Source organism: Aquabacterium sp. (assembly GCF_036279655.1).
In the GTDB taxonomy this organism is placed as follows: Bacteria; Pseudomonadota; Gammaproteobacteria; order Burkholderiales; family Burkholderiaceae_C; genus Aquabacterium.
Genome location: NZ_DASUIT010000094.1, coordinates 1 through 18,254 on the forward strand (window position 1 = coordinate 1; position 18,254 = coordinate 18,254).

Annotated in this window: 17 protein-coding genes and 1 tRNA gene; 5 read left to right on the forward strand and 13 right to left on the reverse strand. The window is 62.7% G+C overall.

The genetic code is table 11. The features are described 5' to 3' along the window. Positions 1–171 precede the first annotated feature (171 nt). Genes VFW84_RS11235 through VFW84_RS11250 form a run of 4 tightly spaced genes read right to left on the reverse strand, consistent with a single transcriptional unit; the run spans position 172 to position 3,104 of the window. Positions 172–705, reverse strand: coding sequence for a pilus assembly protein PilP (locus VFW84_RS11235; protein ID WP_329680545.1), 534 nt, complete (start codon positions 703–705; stop codon positions 172–174). Next, positions 702–1,424 (reverse strand): type 4a pilus biogenesis protein PilO, encoded by a 723-nt coding sequence (locus tag VFW84_RS11240; RefSeq protein WP_329680546.1) that lies wholly within the window; start codon positions 1,422–1,424, stop codon positions 702–704. Before VFW84_RS11240 ends, VFW84_RS11235 begins: the two co-directional genes overlap by 4 nt. Positions 1,425–1,437: 13 nt before the next feature. Next, on the reverse strand, positions 1,438–2,070 hold the full coding sequence (locus VFW84_RS11245) for a PilN domain-containing protein (protein WP_329680547.1): 633 nt from the start codon (positions 2,068–2,070) through the stop codon (positions 1,438–1,440). Further along, a complete protein-coding gene (locus VFW84_RS11250; RefSeq protein WP_414638964.1) occupies positions 2,067–3,104 on the reverse strand; it encodes a pilus assembly protein PilM in 1,038 nt (345 codons plus the stop codon). Before VFW84_RS11250 ends, VFW84_RS11245 begins: the two co-directional genes overlap by 4 nt. A gap of 249 nt (positions 3,105–3,353) precedes the next feature. On the opposite strand from VFW84_RS11250, the gene VFW84_RS11255 reads away from it, so the two are divergent. Continuing rightward, a complete protein-coding gene (locus VFW84_RS11255; RefSeq protein ID WP_329680549.1) occupies positions 3,354–5,753 on the forward strand; it encodes a penicillin-binding protein 1A in 2,400 nt (799 codons plus the stop codon). 27 nt (positions 5,754–5,780) lie between these two features. On the opposite strand, the gene cyaY is transcribed toward VFW84_RS11255, so the two are convergent. After that, positions 5,781–6,134 (reverse strand): iron donor protein CyaY, encoded by a 354-nt coding sequence (gene cyaY, locus VFW84_RS11260; protein ID WP_329680550.1) that lies wholly within the window; start codon positions 6,132–6,134, stop codon positions 5,781–5,783. 103 nt (positions 6,135–6,237) lie between these two features. Between cyaY and lptM the strand changes: the two genes are divergently transcribed. The 3 genes from lptM to VFW84_RS11275 all read left to right on the forward strand — a co-directional run bounded on the left by lptM (position 6,238) and on the right by VFW84_RS11275 (position 9,017). Beyond that, positions 6,238–6,372, forward strand: a complete 135-nt coding sequence (gene lptM, locus VFW84_RS11265) for an LPS translocon maturation chaperone LptM (RefSeq protein ID WP_329680551.1) — start codon at positions 6,238–6,240, stop codon at positions 6,370–6,372. 28 nt (positions 6,373–6,400) lie between these two features. Further along, complete coding sequence (lysA, locus tag VFW84_RS11270; protein ID WP_329680552.1) at positions 6,401–7,687, forward strand: diaminopimelate decarboxylase; 1,287 nt, start codon at positions 6,401–6,403, stop codon at positions 7,685–7,687. Positions 7,688–7,904: 217 nt separating this feature from the next. Next, entirely contained in the window at positions 7,905–9,017 is a 1,113-nt protein-coding gene (locus VFW84_RS11275; RefSeq protein ID WP_329680553.1) for a porin, read from the forward strand. A gap of 169 nt (positions 9,018–9,186) precedes the next feature. On the opposite strand, the gene VFW84_RS11280 is transcribed toward VFW84_RS11275, so the two are convergent. After that, positions 9,187–10,236 (reverse strand): porin, encoded by a 1,050-nt coding sequence (locus tag VFW84_RS11280; protein ID WP_329680554.1) that lies wholly within the window; start codon positions 10,234–10,236, stop codon positions 9,187–9,189. Between the two features lie 332 nt (positions 10,237–10,568). Continuing rightward, the gene (locus tag VFW84_RS11285) at positions 10,569–11,594 is read right to left on the reverse strand and encodes a porin (RefSeq protein ID WP_329680555.1); all 1,026 of its coding nucleotides are present in this window, start codon (positions 11,592–11,594) and stop codon (positions 10,569–10,571) included. 139 nt (positions 11,595–11,733) lie between these two features. Between VFW84_RS11285 and ruvB the strand changes: the two genes are divergently transcribed. Beyond that, positions 11,734–12,819, forward strand: coding sequence for a Holliday junction branch migration DNA helicase RuvB (gene ruvB / locus VFW84_RS11290; protein WP_329680556.1), 1,086 nt, complete (start codon positions 11,734–11,736; stop codon positions 12,817–12,819). A gap of 9 nt (positions 12,820–12,828) precedes the next feature. Here the strand turns inward: ruvB and VFW84_RS11295 are convergent, their stop codons facing one another. The 6 genes from VFW84_RS11295 to upp form a co-directional block, all read right to left on the reverse strand. Further along, entirely contained in the window at positions 12,829–13,068 is a 240-nt protein-coding gene (locus VFW84_RS11295) for a sulfurtransferase TusA family protein (RefSeq protein ID WP_329680557.1), read from the reverse strand. A 40-nt stretch (positions 13,069–13,108) separates the two neighbouring features. Continuing rightward, positions 13,109–14,011: a cysteine synthase CysM gene (gene cysM / locus VFW84_RS11300; RefSeq protein WP_329680558.1), complete on the reverse strand. Its 903-nt coding sequence runs from the start codon at positions 14,009–14,011 to the stop codon at positions 13,109–13,111. 109 nt (positions 14,012–14,120) lie between these two features. After that, a tRNA-Leu gene (locus tag VFW84_RS11305) sits at positions 14,121–14,205 on the reverse strand. Positions 14,206–14,255: 50 nt separating this feature from the next. After that, on the reverse strand, positions 14,256–15,533 hold the full coding sequence (locus VFW84_RS11310) for an amidohydrolase family protein (protein WP_329680559.1): 1,278 nt from the start codon (positions 15,531–15,533) through the stop codon (positions 14,256–14,258). 70 nt (positions 15,534–15,603) lie between these two features. Further along, positions 15,604–17,388, reverse strand: coding sequence for a methyl-accepting chemotaxis protein (locus tag VFW84_RS11315; protein WP_329680560.1), 1,785 nt, complete (start codon positions 17,386–17,388; stop codon positions 15,604–15,606). A 130-nt stretch (positions 17,389–17,518) separates the two neighbouring features. After that, positions 17,519–18,160, reverse strand: a complete 642-nt coding sequence (upp, locus tag VFW84_RS11320; RefSeq protein WP_329680561.1) for a uracil phosphoribosyltransferase — start codon at positions 18,158–18,160, stop codon at positions 17,519–17,521. Between the last annotated feature and the right edge of the window lie 94 nt (positions 18,161–18,254).

An 18,254-nucleotide genomic window follows, 5' to 3' on the forward strand; every position in this document is an offset into this window, starting at 1 on the left:
CGACGAAGCCGGGCGGCAAGGCCGACAGAGCCTCCGTCAACTCGATCCGAACCACATCGGAGCCCCCTTGCTGGGTGGCCGTGATGGATTGGATGACCGGCGCCGCCGAAGCGTAAGAGACGGCCGCGCATGCGCCAGCCATCGACCAGATCAGATGCTTGAAGTTCATAGTCATTGCGCCCCCTCCTGAAGCTGCAAGGCGGCGGGCCGCTCGATCCATTCGCCTGCGGCGTCCTGCACGATCTCGCGCAGCGAGATGTCTGTCTCGGTGATCTTCATGATCTTTCCGTAGTTCTGCCCAAGGTAGTCGCCCACCTTGACCTGATAGAGAAGGCTGTCCACCTTCAGCAAAGCGTACTGAACGCCTTTGCGTGTCACGCTACCCACCATGGACATGCTGTCCAGCGGGAAGGCTTCCAGCGGCTCCTTGCGGCGGTTCAATTCGGCCGCCACAGCAGAGTTCGGCGTGGCCATCTCCTGCCTGATCGCCACCGTCATCTTTTGAACGCTGAAGGGCTCGACAGCCTCACCCATCTCGTATTTCTGAGGATTGAATTTCTGTGGTGGCGAGATGGGCTGAACACTCGGTCGGGTCCGATCACGCTCCTGATTCATCCACTCTTGCAACTCGTCGTTCTGAGAGCCACAACCGGCGATCAACGCCAGAACCAGTGCGGCCGAAGTCACCCGGACAATGCGCGTCATGACTTGACCTCCTTTTCAGCACCGGCCTTGCCGTCCTTGTTCTTCTTGCCTTTGGCGGACAGACGCTGCGCATTGACTTCTTCCGGGTCAAGGTAGCGGAAGGTCCGCGCCGTTGCCTCCAACATCAAAGGCCCGGCTGATGCGTCTTTGCCACCACTGACCGTCACGATATTGAGATTGTTGAGGGTCACGATTCTGGACAAATTGGCGATGTCCCCCGCAAAGGAGCCAATGTCGTGATAACGCCCAGAAACCTTGATGGCAATGGGCAACTCTGCATAGTAGTCCTTGACAACCACTTGCCCTGGTTTGAACAACTCGAACTCCAGACCTCGCCCCAGGCCCGCCTGGTTGATGTCGGACAGCAGCGCATCCATCTCTGCCTTGCCTGGGAGTTGCTTCTCCAGCTGCGTCACGTACTCTTGCACCTGAACACGCTGCTTCTTGAGCTCACTCAGGTTCACCGCCTGCGCGAGCTTGGTCTGGTATTCCACCTTCAGCGTAGGCTCCTTGGCGCGCTCTCCCTCCAGCTCATCCGATTGAGCGGACAGAAGGAGCAACCAGCCTGCAATCAGCGCAGCGACAATCGCTGCAGCAAACGCTGCCACCTTGGGCAAAACGGGCCATTGCCCAGGCTCGTTGGGATTGAGCCCCTTGAACTGGTCTTGCGCTTCGGCAAACCAGGCATTCAGATCGATATTGAGTTTGGGATTGGCCATGGTTTCTCCGCACTCAATTCACTTGAGGAGCCGAAGCCCTGGATGCAGGTGCCGAGGCACCGCTGGCTGCCGCGCCTGCCGCCTGTGGACGCTTAAGCCCCACCTTGACGGAAAACTCGAACAAGCGCTTGGGATTCTTGCTGTCCGCGAGCGTCACGGATGCGGCCTTGATCTCCTGCAACTCAGGGCGCTCCAGCCACTGCGAGTTGTAAGCCGTATGGCGCAGGAACTCTGACACGCGCTCGTTGGTCTGAGCCACCCCACTGACCATCACCGAATCACCATCTTGCCTGATCTGCTTGAGGAAGATCCCTTCGGGCGTCTGACGCACCAGTTCATTGAGCAAGTGCACGGGCAGGTTGCGATCGGTCTGAAGGTCTTCGACGGCCTTTTGACGGGCCTTCAAGGCTTCGATCTCCTCCTTGAGGGTGGAAACATCCTTGATCTGCTCGTCAAGCTTGGTGATTTCCGACTTGAGGAACTCGTTGCGGGCCTGCTGGGAGCTGATCATCTGCTGCTGCACCGCGTACCACAGTGCCACCAGCACCAGGCCTGCCACCGCCGACAGACCCAGACCAATGTAGAAAGCCTGCTTGCGCAGGCGACGTTTTTCTTCGCGGTGCGGCAGGAGGTTGATCAAAATCATGCCAGGAACCTCCGCATCGCCAGACCGCAGGCCGTCAGGTAGGACGGCGCTTCACGGCGCAGCTTGCTTTCACGAACGGCCGAGCCCAGCTTCATGCCATCAAATGGATTGACCACCATGGACGCAAAACCGGTGAGCTCGGTCACGCGCTCCTTGAGGCCGGGCAGCGAGGCCGTGCCCCCCGCGAGCATCACGTAATGGACCTTGTGGTGCGGGGTACTGGTGAAGAAATACTGCAACGCTCGGCCAATTTCCTGAGACAGGCTGTCGACAAATGGTGACAGCAGACTGGACTGGAAATCTTCCGGCAGATCACCCGACAGTTTCTTGCTTTCGGCCTCTTCGAACGAAAACCCGTACTGGCGAGAAATCAACTGCGTGAGCTGCGCCCCGCCAAAGGCCTGGTCGCGGTCGTACAGCAACTCGTCGTCACGCAGCACTTTCAGGCTGGTGGTCTCGGCGCCGATTTCAAACAGGGCCACCAGGGCGTCCTTGCCTTCGCCCGGCAGAGCGGCGATCAGGCGACGCATGGCCAGGCGCGACGCGTAGGACTCGATGTCCAGCACGGCCGGCTTGAGTCCGGCGGATTCCGCCAGACCCTGGCGATCCTGCACCCGGTCCTTGCGAGAGGCGGCAATCAGGACTTCCACATCCCCTGCGGAAGTGGGACTGGGGCCGACCACGCAGAAATCCAGGCTGACCTCATCCAATGAGAAGGGGATGTACTGGTTGGCTTCGGCCTCGACCTGCATCTCCAGCTCTTCTTCACGCAGACCACCCGGCAGCATGATCTTCTTGGTGATCACGGCCGACTGGGGCATGGCCATGGCCACGAACTTGGTGCGTGTGCCACTTTTGGACACGACTTTGCGGACCGCCTCGGCGACCTCGTCAAATTTCTCGATCTGCCCATCGGTGATCCAGCCCTTTTCAAGGGGCTCGGAAGCGAATCGCTCCAGGATCATCTCGCCAGCGGTGTTCTGGCTGAGTTCGACAAGCTTGACGCTGGACGAGCTGACGTCAAGCCCGACCATGGGCGGGTGCTTGCGGCCCAGCAGCGTGTCTAAGAAGCTCACACAATCCTCCACGCACTCACAAAGAGCGCTGGAAAGTTAATAAATCACTTCAATGCTAGCAGCAAAGTTTTTGTCTATGAAACTGAATGTAGCCCGGCTTTCCCCCTAGTCGTTGCGCAATCAAGACGGCTTACAAGCGGTTTCAAGGTTTCTGCACACCGCTCAGGGCTTCCTATAATCCCTTCTCCGAGTCTTGCATCGACCTTGATGAGTGCCCCTACCCCCCGCCCCGCATCTCCCTCGCCTCGCGCACCGGGCCCGCACTCGAACAGTTGGTGGATACAGTGGCTGCTTCGCCCCCTGGCCTGGCTGGTGGGGCTGGCCGTCGCCGGCGGGCTGGCCGCCACCATGCTGATCTGCATGGGTCTGGCCGTGATCTACCCCAATCTGCCGTCGCTCAACGGCCTCATGGATTACCGACCCAAGATGCCGCTGCGCGTCTATTCGGCTGACAACACCCTCATTGGCGAGTTTGGCGAAGAAAAACGCACCTTCCAGCCCATCGCCCAGATGCCCAAGGTGATGAAGGAGGCCGTGCTGGCCATTGAAGACGCACGCTTTTACCGCCATGGCGGCGTGGACTACATCGGGGTGTTGCGTGCCGGTCTGGCCAATTTTGGCGAGGCGCGCAGCCAGGGCGCCTCGACCATCACGATGCAGGTGGCCCGCAACTTCTACCTGTCGACCGAAAAGACCTTCTCCCGCAAGATCTACGAGATCCTGCTGGCACTCAAGATCGAAGGCATGCTGAGCAAGGACCAGATCCTGGAGCTCTACATGAACCAGATCTACCTGGGCCAGCGGGCCTATGGCTTTGCCGCCGCCTGTGAAACCTATTTCGGCAAACCCCTCAAGGACATCACTGTGGCCGAAGCCGCCATGCTGGCGGGTCTGCCCAAGGCCCCCTCGGCCTACAACCCGCTGCGCAATCTCAAGCGAGCCACGATCCGGCAGCAATACATCCTGGACCGGATGCTCGACAACGGCTTCATCACGGCTGAGCAGCACGCCAAGGCCAAGTCGGAGACCCTGGTCTATCGCAGCAAGGCCCCCGTGTCGCGTGAGGGTGAATATGTGGCCGAGGCAGCTCGCGCCCTGATGTATGAGCAATACGGCGCGGAGGCCTACTCGCGCGGCCTCAACGTCTACACCACGGTCAAGATGAGCGATCAGGTGGCCGCCACCCGCGCCTTGCGCAAGGGCCTGCTGGACTTCGATCGGCGCCAGGCCTGGCGGGGCCCCGAGGCCTACATCGACCTGCCCGCAGACCCCAAGCAAGTGGATGTCCGCGTGGCCGAGGCCCTGGAAGAACACCCCGACAGCGACAACATCAAGTCAGCCGTGGTGCTCAGCGCGGAGCCCCGTCGGGTGGTGGCACTGCTGCAGTCCGGGGAGTCCATCGACATCCGCACCGAAGGGCTCAAAGGGCTGGCAGCCGCCTTGTCGGACAAGGCACCCCCCAAGCAGCAGATTCGCCGCGGCGCCGTGGTGCGCGTGTATCAAAATAGCAACAATCAGTGGCAGATCACCCAGTTGCCTGAGGTCGAAGGCGCCCTGGTGGCCATCGATCCCCGATCTGGCGAAGTGCGCGCCATGGCAGGCGGTTTTGATTTCGAACGCAACAAGTTCAACCACGTGACGCAGGCCTGGCGCCAGCCGGGCTCCAGTTTCAAGCCCTTCATCTATTCGGCCGCGCTGGAAAAGGGCTTCACCCCGGCCACCACGGTCAATGATGCACCCCTCTTCTTCGATGCCGGCACCACGGGCGGTCAGCCCTGGGAGCCCAAGAACTACGACGGCAAGTTTGAAGGCCCCATGCCACTGCGACGGGCACTGGCCAAGTCCAAGAACATGGTCTCCATCCGCATCCTGAAGTCGGTGGGTCCTCGCTACGCACAGGACTGGATCACCCGGTTCGGTTTCGAGGCCGACAAGCACCCGGCCTACCTGACCATGGCGCTGGGCGCCGGCTCCGTGACGCCCCTGCAGATGGCCGATGCCTATGCGGTGTTTGCCAACGGCGGTTACCGCGTCAACCCGACGCTGGTGACCAGGGTGACCGACTCGCGCAATGCCGTGCTGGCGCAGCACCGCCCGGCGGTCCTGGACGAGTCCATGCGCGCCATCGACGCACGCAATGCCTTCCTGATGTCCAGCCTGCTGCAGGAGGTGACGCGCTCCGGCACGGCCGCCCGTGCCCAGGCCAGCCTGGGGCGCCCCGATCTCTACGGCAAGACCGGCACCACCAACGATTCGATGGACGCCTGGTTTGCCGGCTATACCGCCCGCGTCGTGGCGGTCGTGTGGATCGGGCATGACCAGCCACGCAAGTTGGGTGACAAGGAAACCGGCGGCGGCCTGGCCCTGCCCGTCTGGATCGACTTCATGCGCACGGCCCTGCGCGGCATGCCCGTGGAAGAGCCCACGCCCCCCGAGGGCGTGATCAACATCGGTGGTGAATGGTTCTACGAGGAATACACCGCCGGCACCGGCGTGCGTGAACTCACCCCTGATGAAAACGATGCTGCGGCGCCGGACGCGCCCAATGCGGATGAAAAACGCAGCATCCTCGACCTGTTCGGCGGCAAGCCGGAGGTACAGCCCTGAATCCTCCCGGCGACCGCCGCCGGGCGCTCAGAAGTTCAGGGCCCTCCCGCTCTGTTCAGAGGCACAGGCCGACAGCACGGTGAAGAAATCCTCTCCGGTGCGTGTGTCCAGCCAGCGCTGTTCGCCGGCATACTTGAAGTGGTAGCCGCCACTGCGCGCCGCCAGCCACAATTCGTGCAGCGGCGGCTGGGTGTTGATGATGAGTTGGCTGCGATCGGGCAGCGTGAGGGTCAGCATGCCGCCGGAGCGCGCGCTGTCGATGTCGATGACATCGCCATCCAGCCAGCGGTCAATGGTGGCCTCCACCCTGGACAAGGTCGTGCGGGCCGCCTCAAGATACATGGCATCGGGCCAGCCCGAGGGCGTTTCGTGATCAGACATGGGTCATCCTTAAAATCAGCGCATGAACAGCTTGTCAAAAATTGTAGTGAGCCCGGACACGGACCGGCGTCACGCACGTCAATGGCCCCTGGGAACCGTCGGCATGGTACGTCTTGTCGGCCTGGCCTGCGCGATCACCCTGATCGGCACGCCCCTGAGCGGATGTGGACAAAAAGGGCCGCTGGTCCTGCCATCACCGACAGAGGCTGCCGCCTCCGCAGCCTCGGCCTCCCGCTGAACTTCCTTTTTTTATCCTTCCGCACACGATGTCCTCCCCCAAGCTGCCCGGCGCCCCCTTCCTGGCCTACCGCGATCAGGAATTGCACCTCGACCAGATCAATCTGAACCAGTTGGCGCACGAACACGGCACGCCGCTGTATGTCTACTCACGCCCCGCCATGCTGGCGGCACTGGCCCCTTATCAGCGCGCGCTGACGGGCCGTGCGCACCTGATCTGTTACGCCATCAAGGCCAACTCCAATCTGGCGGTGTTGCAAACGTTTGCGCAGGCCGGTTGCGGCTTTGACATCGTCTCGGCGGGCGAGCTGGCCCGTGTGCTGGCTGCGGGTGGAGAGGCGACCAAGGTGGTTTTCTCCGGCGTGGGCAAGACCCGCGCTGAGATGAAAACCGCCATCGAGGCGGGCGTGAAGTGCTTCAACGTCGAGAGCACCGCCGAGCTGGAAGTGCTCTCGCAAGTGGCCCAATCGCTCGGCCAAGTGGCCAGGGTGAGCCTGCGCGTGAACCCCGACGTGGATGCCGGCACCCACCCCTACATCTCGACGGGGCTCAAGGGCAACAAGTTCGGTATCGCTCACGAGGTGGCGGTGGCCACCTACCAGCGGGCCGCCCAGTTGCCCGGCATCGAGGTGGTCGGCATCGATTGTCATATCGGCTCGCAGATCACCGACACCGGCCCCTACCTGGACGCCCTGGACCGCGTGCTGGACCTGGTCGAAGCCATCGAATCACACGGCATCCGGATCCACCACCTGGACCTGGGCGGCGGACTGGGCATCACCTACACCGACGAAGTGCCTCCCGCCGCCGATGAACTGATCGCCTTGCTGATCTCGCGCATCGATGCGCGCGGCCATGGTCACCGCGAACTCATGTTCGAGCCTGGCCGCTCTCTCGTGGGCAATGCCGGTGTGCTGCTGACCGAAGTGATGTACCTCAAGCCGGGCGAACAGAAGAACTTCTGCGTGGTGGATGCCGCCATGAACGACCTCATGCGCCCGGCGCTATACGAGGCCTATATGGGCATCGTCAACACCCGATTGAGTGGTGACAGCCCGGAAGTCTGGGATGTGGTGGGCCCGGTGTGCGAGTCGGGTGACTGGCTGGGGCGTGATCGCAGCCTGGCGGTTCACAGTGGTGACGTGCTGGCCGTGCTGTCCGCTGGCGCCTATGGCATGACCATGGCCAGCAACTACAACACCCGTGGCCGTGCGGCCGAAATCATGGTGGACGGGGATCAGACCTGGGTGATCCGCCAGCGCGAATCGGTGCAGGAATTGTTCGCCAAGGAACGGCTGATTCAAACAAATGTTTGATGGCCGGTGGTTTAACAGCGGGTCGCCTTGAGGGGGCAAAACCCCCTCAAACCGTTGCCACACAGCAACGAAAACGTCGTTTTTAGGTCAACCCCAGGCCCACGCAACCCCCAGGTCTGGTGGAATGGCATCCAGCTTCCTCACGGAAGTGCGGGGTGGTGGAAGTCCTTGCGCGGAAGTTGCCCCACCCTTACGTTCAACATTGGAGATACTCTTCATGAAAAAGTCACTCATCGCTCTGGCCGCTCTGGGCACCCTTGCCTCCGCCGCCATGGCTCAATCGTCGGTCACGGTCTACGGGATCATTGACCTGGGTCTGGTCAAGCAAAACCGTGCGGATGCCGAGTACGCCCTGGGTGGCGTCGGCATGCAAAACGAAGAGCTGAATGTGGCTCAAGCCACGAAGTCGCGTATCGGCTTCCGTGGCGTCGAAGACCTGGGCGGCGGCCTGTCGGCCAAGTTCGGCCTGGAACACCGTCTGCAACCGGATGTGGGTGCGACCAACACGTCGGGCGGCAACCAGTTCTGGGACATGTCGATCGTCGGTCTGACCAGCCAGACCTTTGGTGAAATCACCCTCGGTCGTGACTACGGCCCCACCTTCTACGCTCAGTATCTGCTGGACCCCTGGCTCAACCAGGGTATCGCTGAAGTCGGCGGCACGTCCTACGCCTTCGCGGGTTACAACGCGGGCAACCATCAGGCTCGTCTGAACGACGCCATTTTCTACAAGGCCAAGGCAGCCGGCTTCACTTTCATGGCCGCAGCCTCCATGTCTGAAAAAGACGGCACCGACAATCGTTACGCCGTTGGCGCCATGTACGAAGCTGGTCCGCTGTTCTTGACGGCTGCCTACGATCAGTCTCCCTCGCAGATCAATAACGACGAAACCGACACCTTGTTCATCATCGGTGGTGCTTACGATTTCGGCGCAATCAAGCCCCGCGTGAGCTTCGCTCAGTCGAAGATCCAGACCCCGTTTGGCGGTGAAGCCAAGCCCAAGTCCTTTACCCTGGCCGCCACGGCGCCGCTGGGTGGCGGTCTGCTGAAGGTGGGTTACACCCAGATCGATTGGGACAATCCCAACCCCTTGCTGCAAGCAGGCATTCTTGGCAAGCTGCTCGACAGCGATAGCAGCAATGACGCTGCAGCCGTTGGTGCGCGCACCGCTCTCTTGGCCGCCGGCGACACCAAGCAGCGCAAGTTCTCGCTGGGCTACGAGTACAGCCTGAGCAAGCGCACGGCCATCTACACCGATGTCACCAGCGGCAAGACCAAGAACAGCGACACCGTGACCGGCATCGATCTCGGCATCCGTCACGCTTTCTGATCTGAGTTCGCTCAGTTCCTGACAGTCAAAAGCCCCGCGCAAGCGGGGCTTTTTTCATGCCCAAAGCATTCGCACACACCACCGCATCGCCACCCCAGATGCGAAAAAGCCCTGCCGGCGACCGGCAGGGCTCACACAAAGAAGCTGCAATGCCTGCGGAGGGCTGCGATCAGAAGGAGTGGCGGATACCGAAGGCGATGCCGTGGGCGTTCTTGCCATCGTCCGTGGCCTGACCGACGTTCAGCTTGACCTGGTCGTCGTTGGACACGGTGGTGATCAGGGCATACAGGGCGGTGCGCTTGCTCAGGTTGTAGACGCCCTTGATGGCCACAATGGTGGCGTCGTCCTTGTTGTTGGCGGTCTGCTCCTGGTCCTTGACCTGGGCCACGGAGGCCTGCAGGCTGAAGTCCTTGGTGACAGGCACACCGACCTTGATGCCGAACAGGGTGCGGTCTTCTGCCGTGCCCGAGGTGCTGTCCTGGTTGTAGTAGGCCGTCAGCTTGGCGGCGCCGAAGTCGTAAGAACCGTACAGCAGCACACCCTTGTCGGTCTTCTTGGCCGACGAGGTGTCGGTCTTGGCATTGATGTAGCCCAGGCCGGCACCGAAGGGACCGGCTGCGTATTGCACGTTCAGGCCGAAAGCGGTGCCCGAGCCTGCGGTGGCATCGTCCTTGGCTTCGGTGCCCACGGCAGCAGAGGTGCCCGTGGCGGTGCTGTACTGGATTTGCGCGGTCAGACCGGGGACCACAGCAGGCACGTAGTAGGTGATGGCGTTGTCCAGGCGACGGTACTTGTCACCCGCAAACGTCTTGGCGATCTTCAGATCGTCATAAGCCTGAGCGCCCAGGATGGCGCTGTTGCCGGCCAGCAGGCCGATGGACGAGTCGATGCGCCCCAGGCGCAGTTCGCCAAAACCACCTTCCAGGCCGACCCAGGCGGCACGATCCCAGAAGCGAGGGGTGTTGCCCTGGATACCGGTGTCCACCTTGACGTTGTGCTCCAGCACGAACTTGGCCTTCAGGCCATCACCCAGGTCTTCCACACCCTTGAAGCCCAGACGCGAGCTGGCGTAGTTGTCAGAGGTCACGCGGGTCACCGACTCGGTGCCCTTGACGCTCTCGATGGAGGCGTCCAGCACGCCGTAGATGCTCACGGATTGAGCCAGGGCTGCGCCAGACAGGGACAGCAGAGCGGCCGCAGCCAGGATGGTCTTCTTCATTCAATTCTCCAAAATCACGACAGGTTCTGACATCAATGCGCCAGGAGGGAGCATCGCGCCAGACTCGAAGTATCGGAACGCAGCCCACGCAGACACAAGGAAGCATTGCGTCTATGCATATGAGCGCGAAGCGCCGCCGAACCGAACGAATTGCAACAAAACTGTTCGAATGGTTTTGTGACAGTTCCGTCACGTATCGTGATCTCATCGGATCTGTTGCGCACTTGCAACATCCATGACTCACCACACCACGCGGCCATGAAAAAGCCCCGCTGAAGCGGGGCTTGGGATGCCTGCCCTGACGGGCAGACGGATACAGGCAGAACGCCTGATCAGAAGGAGTGACGGATACCGACGGCCAGACCGCTGCTGTTTTCACCGGCAGAGGTGGTCACACCCGCCACGCCCAGGTTCGAGCCAGCGTCGTTGTCGACCGTGGTCAGCAGGCCGTACACCGCCGTGCGCTTGGACAGGTTGTAGTTCAGCTTGAGCGACACGATGGTGGCGTCGTCTTCGCCAGCAGACTTGGCAGCGTTCTTGACTTGCGACACACCGGCCATCAGCGTCAGCTGGTCAGCCAGGGGCACCCAGACCTTGGCACCGAGCAGACGCTTCTGCTCGGCAAAGGTCGAGCGGCTGTCCACGTTGTAGTAGCCCAGCACCTTGGCCACGCCAAAGTCGTAGGAGCCATAGGCCAGCGCGGCCGAATCTTCATACGAACCGGTGGCGCCGGCCTTGACGTTGATGTAACCCGCGCCCAGGGCGAAGGGACCTGCCGCGTACTGAGCATTCAGGCTGTAGCCCTTGCCCAGGTCATTGGCGCTGGACTCATCGCCAGAAGCACGCGTGGTGTACTGGATCTGAGTTGTCAGGCCGGACACCAGCGTGGGCAGGGTGTAGGTGATGGCGTTGTCAAAACGACGGTAGGTATCGCCAGCGAAGGTCTTGGCGATCTTGAAATCGTCATAAGCCTGAGCACCCAGGATGGCGCTGTTGCCGGCGATCAGGCCAATGGCCGAGTCGATGCGACCCAGGCTCCAGTTGCCGTATCCAGTGTCCAGACCCACCCACGCTGCGCGGTCCCAGAAACGCGAACCGCTGCCAGCGGAACCGACGTCCGCGCCCACCGTGGATTCCAGAGCAAACTTGGCCTTCAGACCACCGCCCAGATCCTCCACCCCCTTGAAGCCCAGGCGCGAGGTGGCGTAGTTGCTCGAGGTCACGCGCGTGACGGAGTCATCGCCCTTGACGCTTTCAACCGACAGATCCACGACACCGTACAGGGTCACGGAGGATTGAGCCAGGGCAGCGCCCGAAGCTGCCAGCAGAGCCGCAGCGGCCAGAACAGATTTTTTCATGTGATCTCCAAGATAGGGTCAGGAAAAGATAGCCTGGGTTACTACCTATCCCCGGCAATTAGGAAAGTATCCCCCGTTCAACGGAGCTGACGCAAGCCCGATCCTCACAAAACCCGTCCGAAATCGCGATAATCACTGTATGAGCATACAGACTGACGATTTTGAGCAACACCTCCCCTCGCCATCTGGCAAGGTCGTGGCGGACAGCCCTCGGGTGCTGGGCGGGTCGGTCGCCTCGCCCCAGGAGGACGCCATGGAGCGCGCCCTGCGCCCCAAGGACCTGGATGAGTACGTGGGGCAGGCCAAGGCCCGCGAGCAGTTGGAGATTTTCATCGGGGCAGCCCGCAAGCGTGGCGAGGCGCTTGACCATGTGCTGCTGTTCGGCCCGCCCGGCCTGGGCAAGACCACTTTGAGCCACATCGTGGCCACCGAGTTGGGCGTGAACCTGCGTCAGACCTCCGGGCCGGTGCTGGAAAAGCCCAAGGATCTGGCCGCCATCCTGACCAATCTGGAGCGCAACGATGTGCTCTTCATTGACGAGATCCACCGCCTGAGCCCGGTGGTCGAAGAAATCCTCTACCCCGCGCTGGAGGACTATCAGATCGACATCATGATCGGCGAGGGCCCGGCGGCCCGGTCCATCAAGCTGGATCTGCAGCCCTTCACCCTGGTGGGTGCCACCACCCGTGCCGGCATGCTGACCAATCCGCTGCGGGACCGTTTCGGCATCGTGGCGCGGCTGGAGTTCTACACCACCGAGGAGCTCACGCGCATCGTGACGCGCTCGGCCCGGCTGCTGGGCGCCCCCATCGACGCCGATGGGGCCATGGAGGTGGCGCGCCGCTCACGGGGCACGCCACGCATTGCCAACCGCCTGCTGCGCCGCGTGCGGGACTATGCCGAGGTCAAGGGCAATGGCCGCATCACCAAGGACATGGCGGACAAGGCCCTGGCCATGCTCGATGTGGATCCGCTGGGCTTTGATGTGATGGACCGCAAGCTGCTGGACGCCATCGTGCACCGCTTTGACGGCGGGCCCGTGGGGCTGGACAACGTAGCGGCGGCCATCGGTGAGGAGCGCGACACCATCGAAGATGTGATCGAGCCCTATCTGATCCAGCAGGGCTTTCTGCAGCGCACCCCCCGGGGGCGCATCGCGACCGCTCAAGCCTTTGCCCACCTGGGGCTCAAGCCGCCGCAAGCCCAGGGCGACTTGCTGAGTTGACGAGGACGATCAGCGACGGCGCAGGATGTGAATGTATTCGTCCTGCCCGGCCACCTGCTCGGCCTGCTGGTCCAGCAGGTCGTTGCCGGTCTGGCGGGCAAAGGCCTGAAAGTCGCGCACCGAGCCCGGGTCGGTGGCCAGCACCTTGAGCACTTCACCGCTTTGCATGTCGGACAAGGCTTTCTTGGCCCTCAGGATGGGCAGAGGGCAGGTCAGTCCGCGCGCGTCGATTTCCTTGTGGATGTCCATGTGGGGTCCCTTGTGTGGGTGTGATTGTAGGGAGCCCCGTTCAGGCCGGGAAGACACCCGTCGACAGATAACGATCCCCCCGGTCACAGACGATGAACACGATGGTGGCGTTGTTCAGGGTGCGTGCCAGTTGCAGGGCTGTCCAGCAGGCGCCTGCGGCCGAGATGCCGGCAAAGAGGCCCTCTTCACGCGCCAGGCGGCGGGCCATGTCTTCGGCGTCGGCCTGGCTGACGTGGATGATCTCGTCGACCCGGCTGGGCTCATAGATGCGGGGCAGGTAAGCCTCGGGCCATTTGCGGATGCCCGGAATGCGCGAGCCCTCCATGGGCTGGGCGCCCACGATGCGGATGGCCGGGTTGCGCTCCTTGAGGAAGCGCGAGGTGCCCGTGATGGTGCCGGTGGTGCCCATGGCACTGACAAAGTGGGTGATCTGCCCCTGGGTGTCGGCCCAGATTTCAGGGCCCGTGGTCTCGTAATGGATGCGCGGGTTGTCGGCGTTGGCGAACTGGTCGAGCACCACGCCCTTGCCCTCACGCACCATCTGGTCGGCCAGATCCCGGGCGTATTCCATGCCACCGCTCTTGGGGGTCAGGATCAGCTCGGCACCGAAGGCCTTCATGGTCTGGGCGCGTTCGATGCTGAGGTCCTCGGGCATGATCAGCACCATGCGGTAGCCCCGGATGGCGGCCGCCATGGCCAGGGCGATGCCGGTGTTGCCCGAGGTGGCTTCGATGAGGGTGTCGCCGGGCTTGATCTCGCCACGCTCTTCGGCCCGGCGGATCATGCTGATGGCAGGTCGGTCCTTGACGGAGCCCGCAGGGTTGTTGCCTTCGAGCTTGGCCAGGATCACATTGCCGCGTTCGGCGTTGTCGAGACCGGGGAGGCGCTGCAGGCGCACCAAGGGAGTCTTGCCGATGACGTCTTCAAGCGTGGGGTAGTTCATCACCGCTATTGTGGCAGGCCCTCAAAGCCCGACGTGGCAGGCCGTGTTTGGCGCAAACCATCGTTGTTGCGCATCAGCCATGCGGTGCAGCATGCATGAATGCTGCGGGTGGTGCCCCAGGTCGGAATCGAACCGACACTCCTTGCGGAACCGGATTTTGAATCCGGCGCGTCTACCAATTTCGCCACCAGGGCCCCGGTGAGAAGACCAAAAGCATAGCACAGACCGGCCCGTGCCGACGCGTTCAGTGCGGTCGCTGAAACTGGACGGAGGCGGCCCGCCCGGGCAGGGTCAACTGGGCTTCCTGGGCCGGTGTGCGTGCCACGATCTGCCCCCGACGCACCACCAGCAGGCGTGTGGCGCGCAGGCGGATGGCTTCGATCGGGTCGCGGGCCTGCAGCAGCACCATGTCGGCCTGGCAACCGATGTCCAGACCGTAGCCCGCCAGCCCCAGGATGCGCGCAGGCACCGTGGTGACGGCCTCGAAACACTGGCGCATGGCCTCGCGTCCGGTGAGTTGGCCCACATGCAGGCCCATGTGGGCCACTTCCAGCATGTCAGCGCTGCCCAGGCTGTACCAGGGGTCCATCACGCAGTCGTGCCCGAAAGCCACGTCCACGCCCGCCGCGATCAGCTCGGGCACGCGGGTCATGCCCCGGCGCTTGGGGTAGCTGTCGTGACGCCCCTGCAAGGTGATGTTGATCAAGGGGTTGGCAATGGCCGCCACGCCCGCCTCACGGATGAGGGGCAACAGTTTACTGACGTAGTAGTTGTCCATGCTGTGCATCGAGGTCAGGTGCGAGCCCGCCACCCTGCCCTGCAGACCCAGCCGCTGGCTGTGAAAGGCCAGGGTCTCGATGTGGCGGGACATGGGATCGTCTGTTTCGTCGCAATGCATGTCCACCTGCAGGCCCCGCTCGGCCGCGATCTCGCACAACAGACGCACCGATTCAGCCCCTTCGGCCATGGTGCGCTCGAAATGGGGGATGCCCCCCACCACGTCCACCCCCATGTCCAGCGCACGCTGCAACTGACTCAAGGCGCCTGGGCAACGCAGCACGCCATCTTGGGGAAAGGCCACCAGTTGCAGATCCAGATAGGGTTTGACGCGCTCACGCACATGCAGCAAGGCCTCCACTGCCAGCAGGCGCGGATCGCAGACATCGACATGGGAGCGGATGGCCAGCAAGCCCTTGGCGACGGCCCAGTCGCAGTAGTTCAGGGCCCGCTCGACGATCGCGTCCTGTGTCAGTGTGGGCTTGAGTTCGCCCCACAGGGCGATGCCCTCCAGCAAGGTGCCGCTCTGGTTGACCCGGGGCAGGCCATACGACAGGGTCGAGTCCATGTGGAAATGGGCATCGACGAATGGCGGGGAAAGCAGTTGCCCCTGAGCATCGATGTCCTGCACCGCCGAGACTGGCAAGGCCGTGCCGATGGCGGCGATCCGCCCTTGAGCCACGGCCACGTCCTGATCGACCCGGCCGTCAGGCAAGGTGCAATGTCTGAGGATGAGATCCAACAAGAAAGGCTCCTTGCGAGTATGGCAAGGAGCCTAGCAGGGATCAGGCCAGGGCGCACGGTGCGCCCCATGCTCAGAAGGTTTCCCAGTCGTCGCTGTCCTTGGTGCCGGACGATGCGCTGGTGGCGGTCACGGGCGCCGCCAGTTGAGGCGTGAGCAGCGGGGCGCGCACCGCCGGTGCAGCGGCCTTGCGCACAGGTGTGACCGGCGCTGGCGCCTTGGCTTTGGGCGCCATCGGTTTGACCGCCGTGGTGCTGTGGTGCTTGACCTGCTGGATCACTTGCTGAGCCTTGACCTGAGCTTCGTGCGCATGGCGGGTCTTGAACACACTCACGGCCTGGGTCAGGCGCTCGGCCTGGACCTTCAGGCTTTCTGCGGCGGCCATGCTTTCTTCCACCAGGGCCGCGTTCTGCTGCGTCATCTGGTCGAGCTGACTCACGGCCTGGTTGACCTGGCCGATGCCCTGGCTCTGCTCGGTGCTGGCATGGGCGATCTCGCCCACCAGATCGGTCACCTTGCGCACCTGGGTCACGACATCGTTCATGGTGGTGCCTGCCGTGCTGACCAGATCGCTGCCGGCATTGACCTTCTCGACGCTGTCACTGATGAGGGTCTTGATCTCGCGGGCTGCCTGGGCGCTGCGTTGCGCCAGGGAGCGCACCTCACCGGCCACCACGGCAAAGCCACGACCCTGCTCGCCCGCACGCGCGGCTTCCACGGCGGCATTGAGCGCCAGGATGTTGGTCTGGAAGGCGATGCCGTCAATGACGCCGATGATGTCGGAGATCTTCTTGCTCGACGACTGGATGCCGTTCATGGTGTCGACCACCTGGCTGACCACCTCGCCACCCCGCGCCGCCACGGCGGACGCTGCACTGGCGAGTTGATTGGCCTGATGGGCGTTGTCGGCGTTGGTGCGCACTGTGCCGGACATCTCCTCGATGGAGGCGGCGGTCTGCTCCAGGCTGGAGGCCTGCTCTTCGGTGCGTGAGCTGAGATCGACGTTGCCCTGTGCGATCTGGGCCGATGCGGTGGCGACCGAATCGGCGCCCATGCGCACCTGCTGCACCATTGATGCCAGGCTGTCGATCATCTGGGACAGGGCGCTTTGCATGTCGCCGATCTCATCCCGACGGTTGTGATGCACGGCCTGGGTCAGATCACCTTCGGCCACGCCCTTGAGCACATCCACAGCCTGCTGCACCGGCACGGCAATCATGCGGCTGACCACCACGGCCATGAGCAAACCGACCACAATGGTCGCGACCATCACGCCGATGACGGACCACGTCGCCGTCCGGTAGGCCTGATGAGCCTGTTCCGCGGAGGTCTGGCCTCCCTCACGGTTGAGCGCCACCAGCTTGCCGATCTTGGCGCGTGCACGCCCCAGCACCTCATGTTGCTGCCCCATGGCCATGGCATAAGCGGCCTCCCCGTCGCTGTCGCGCGACAAGGCCATCACCTGGCGCTGGATGTCGAGGTTGGCAGCCCAGTCGGCCTTGAACTCCTCCCATTGGGTCTTTTCTTCCGGGCTGGAGAGCAAAGCGGTGTAATCGGTATCGGCCTTGGCAAACCGTGCCAGAACCGCTTCCAGCGCAGCATCCTGCTTCGCCATGCCCGCGTCATCCTCTGCGAGGATGTGCAGCAATTCGATGCGTCGTGTGTCTTCCAGCAGACCATTCACTTCGGAGAGCACCGCCACGCTGGGCAACCAGTTGTCCCCCAGCTCCGTGGCGGCACTGTCGACCGTTTCGAGCTGCTTCAGGGAGAACAGTCCCATGACCGCCGTCATCGCCAGGATGAGTGCGAAGGACACCATCAACTTGGGCAGCAGGCGCAAATTAGCAAACCATGACATGAAAGATCTCCTCAGCACGATGAAGTACCCTGCAGGCCAAACAGCATGCACGCACGACGTCAGTGTGAGCCGCCTCGCGAGGATCTAAACCTCGAGGAGACGAGCAATCTCCACGTATTTTTCAGATTTGTCAGCGGGTGCCGTAGAGACGGTCTCCCGCATCGCCCAGGCCCGGCACGATGTAACCCTGTTCATTGAGGTGGCTGTCCAGGGCGGCGGCAAACACCGGTACATCGGGGTGCACCTCATGCATGTGGCGCACGCCATCGGGCGCTGCCAGCAGACACACCAGGGTGATCTGCGTGCACCCTGCGTCCTTGAGGCGCGCCACGGCGGCTGCACAGGAGTGCCCCGTGGCCAGCATCGGATCGACCATCAGGACCTGCCTGCAGGCCAGGTCGTTGGGCACCTTGAAGTAGTACATGGCCGCCTCCAGGGTGTCTGGATTGCGCTCGATGCCGATGTGCCCGACCCGCGCCAGCGGGATGACGTCCAGGAAGCCTTCCAGCATGCCATTGCCAGCCCGCAAGATGGACACCAGGCACAGTTTCTTGCCGCTGATGACAGGCAGTTGCGCCGTGGTCATCGGGGTTTTGATCGTGACCAGCGCCGTGGGCAAGGCCCGGGTGGCCTCGTAGGCCAGCAACTGGCTGACCTCACGCAGCAGTTGCCGGAAGCTGTCGGTGCCGGTGCTCTCGGAGCGCAACCAGGTCAGCTTGTGCTGGATCAGGGGGTGATTGACCACCGTCAGATTGGGAAACTCGAGGGGCATATTGAAGGTTCTCCTGACCCACGGGGCCGTTGTCGCTGTCCACTCAAGCGAGGACCGTACCAGGAATACCGGGTCAGAGAGATGACAACACCGG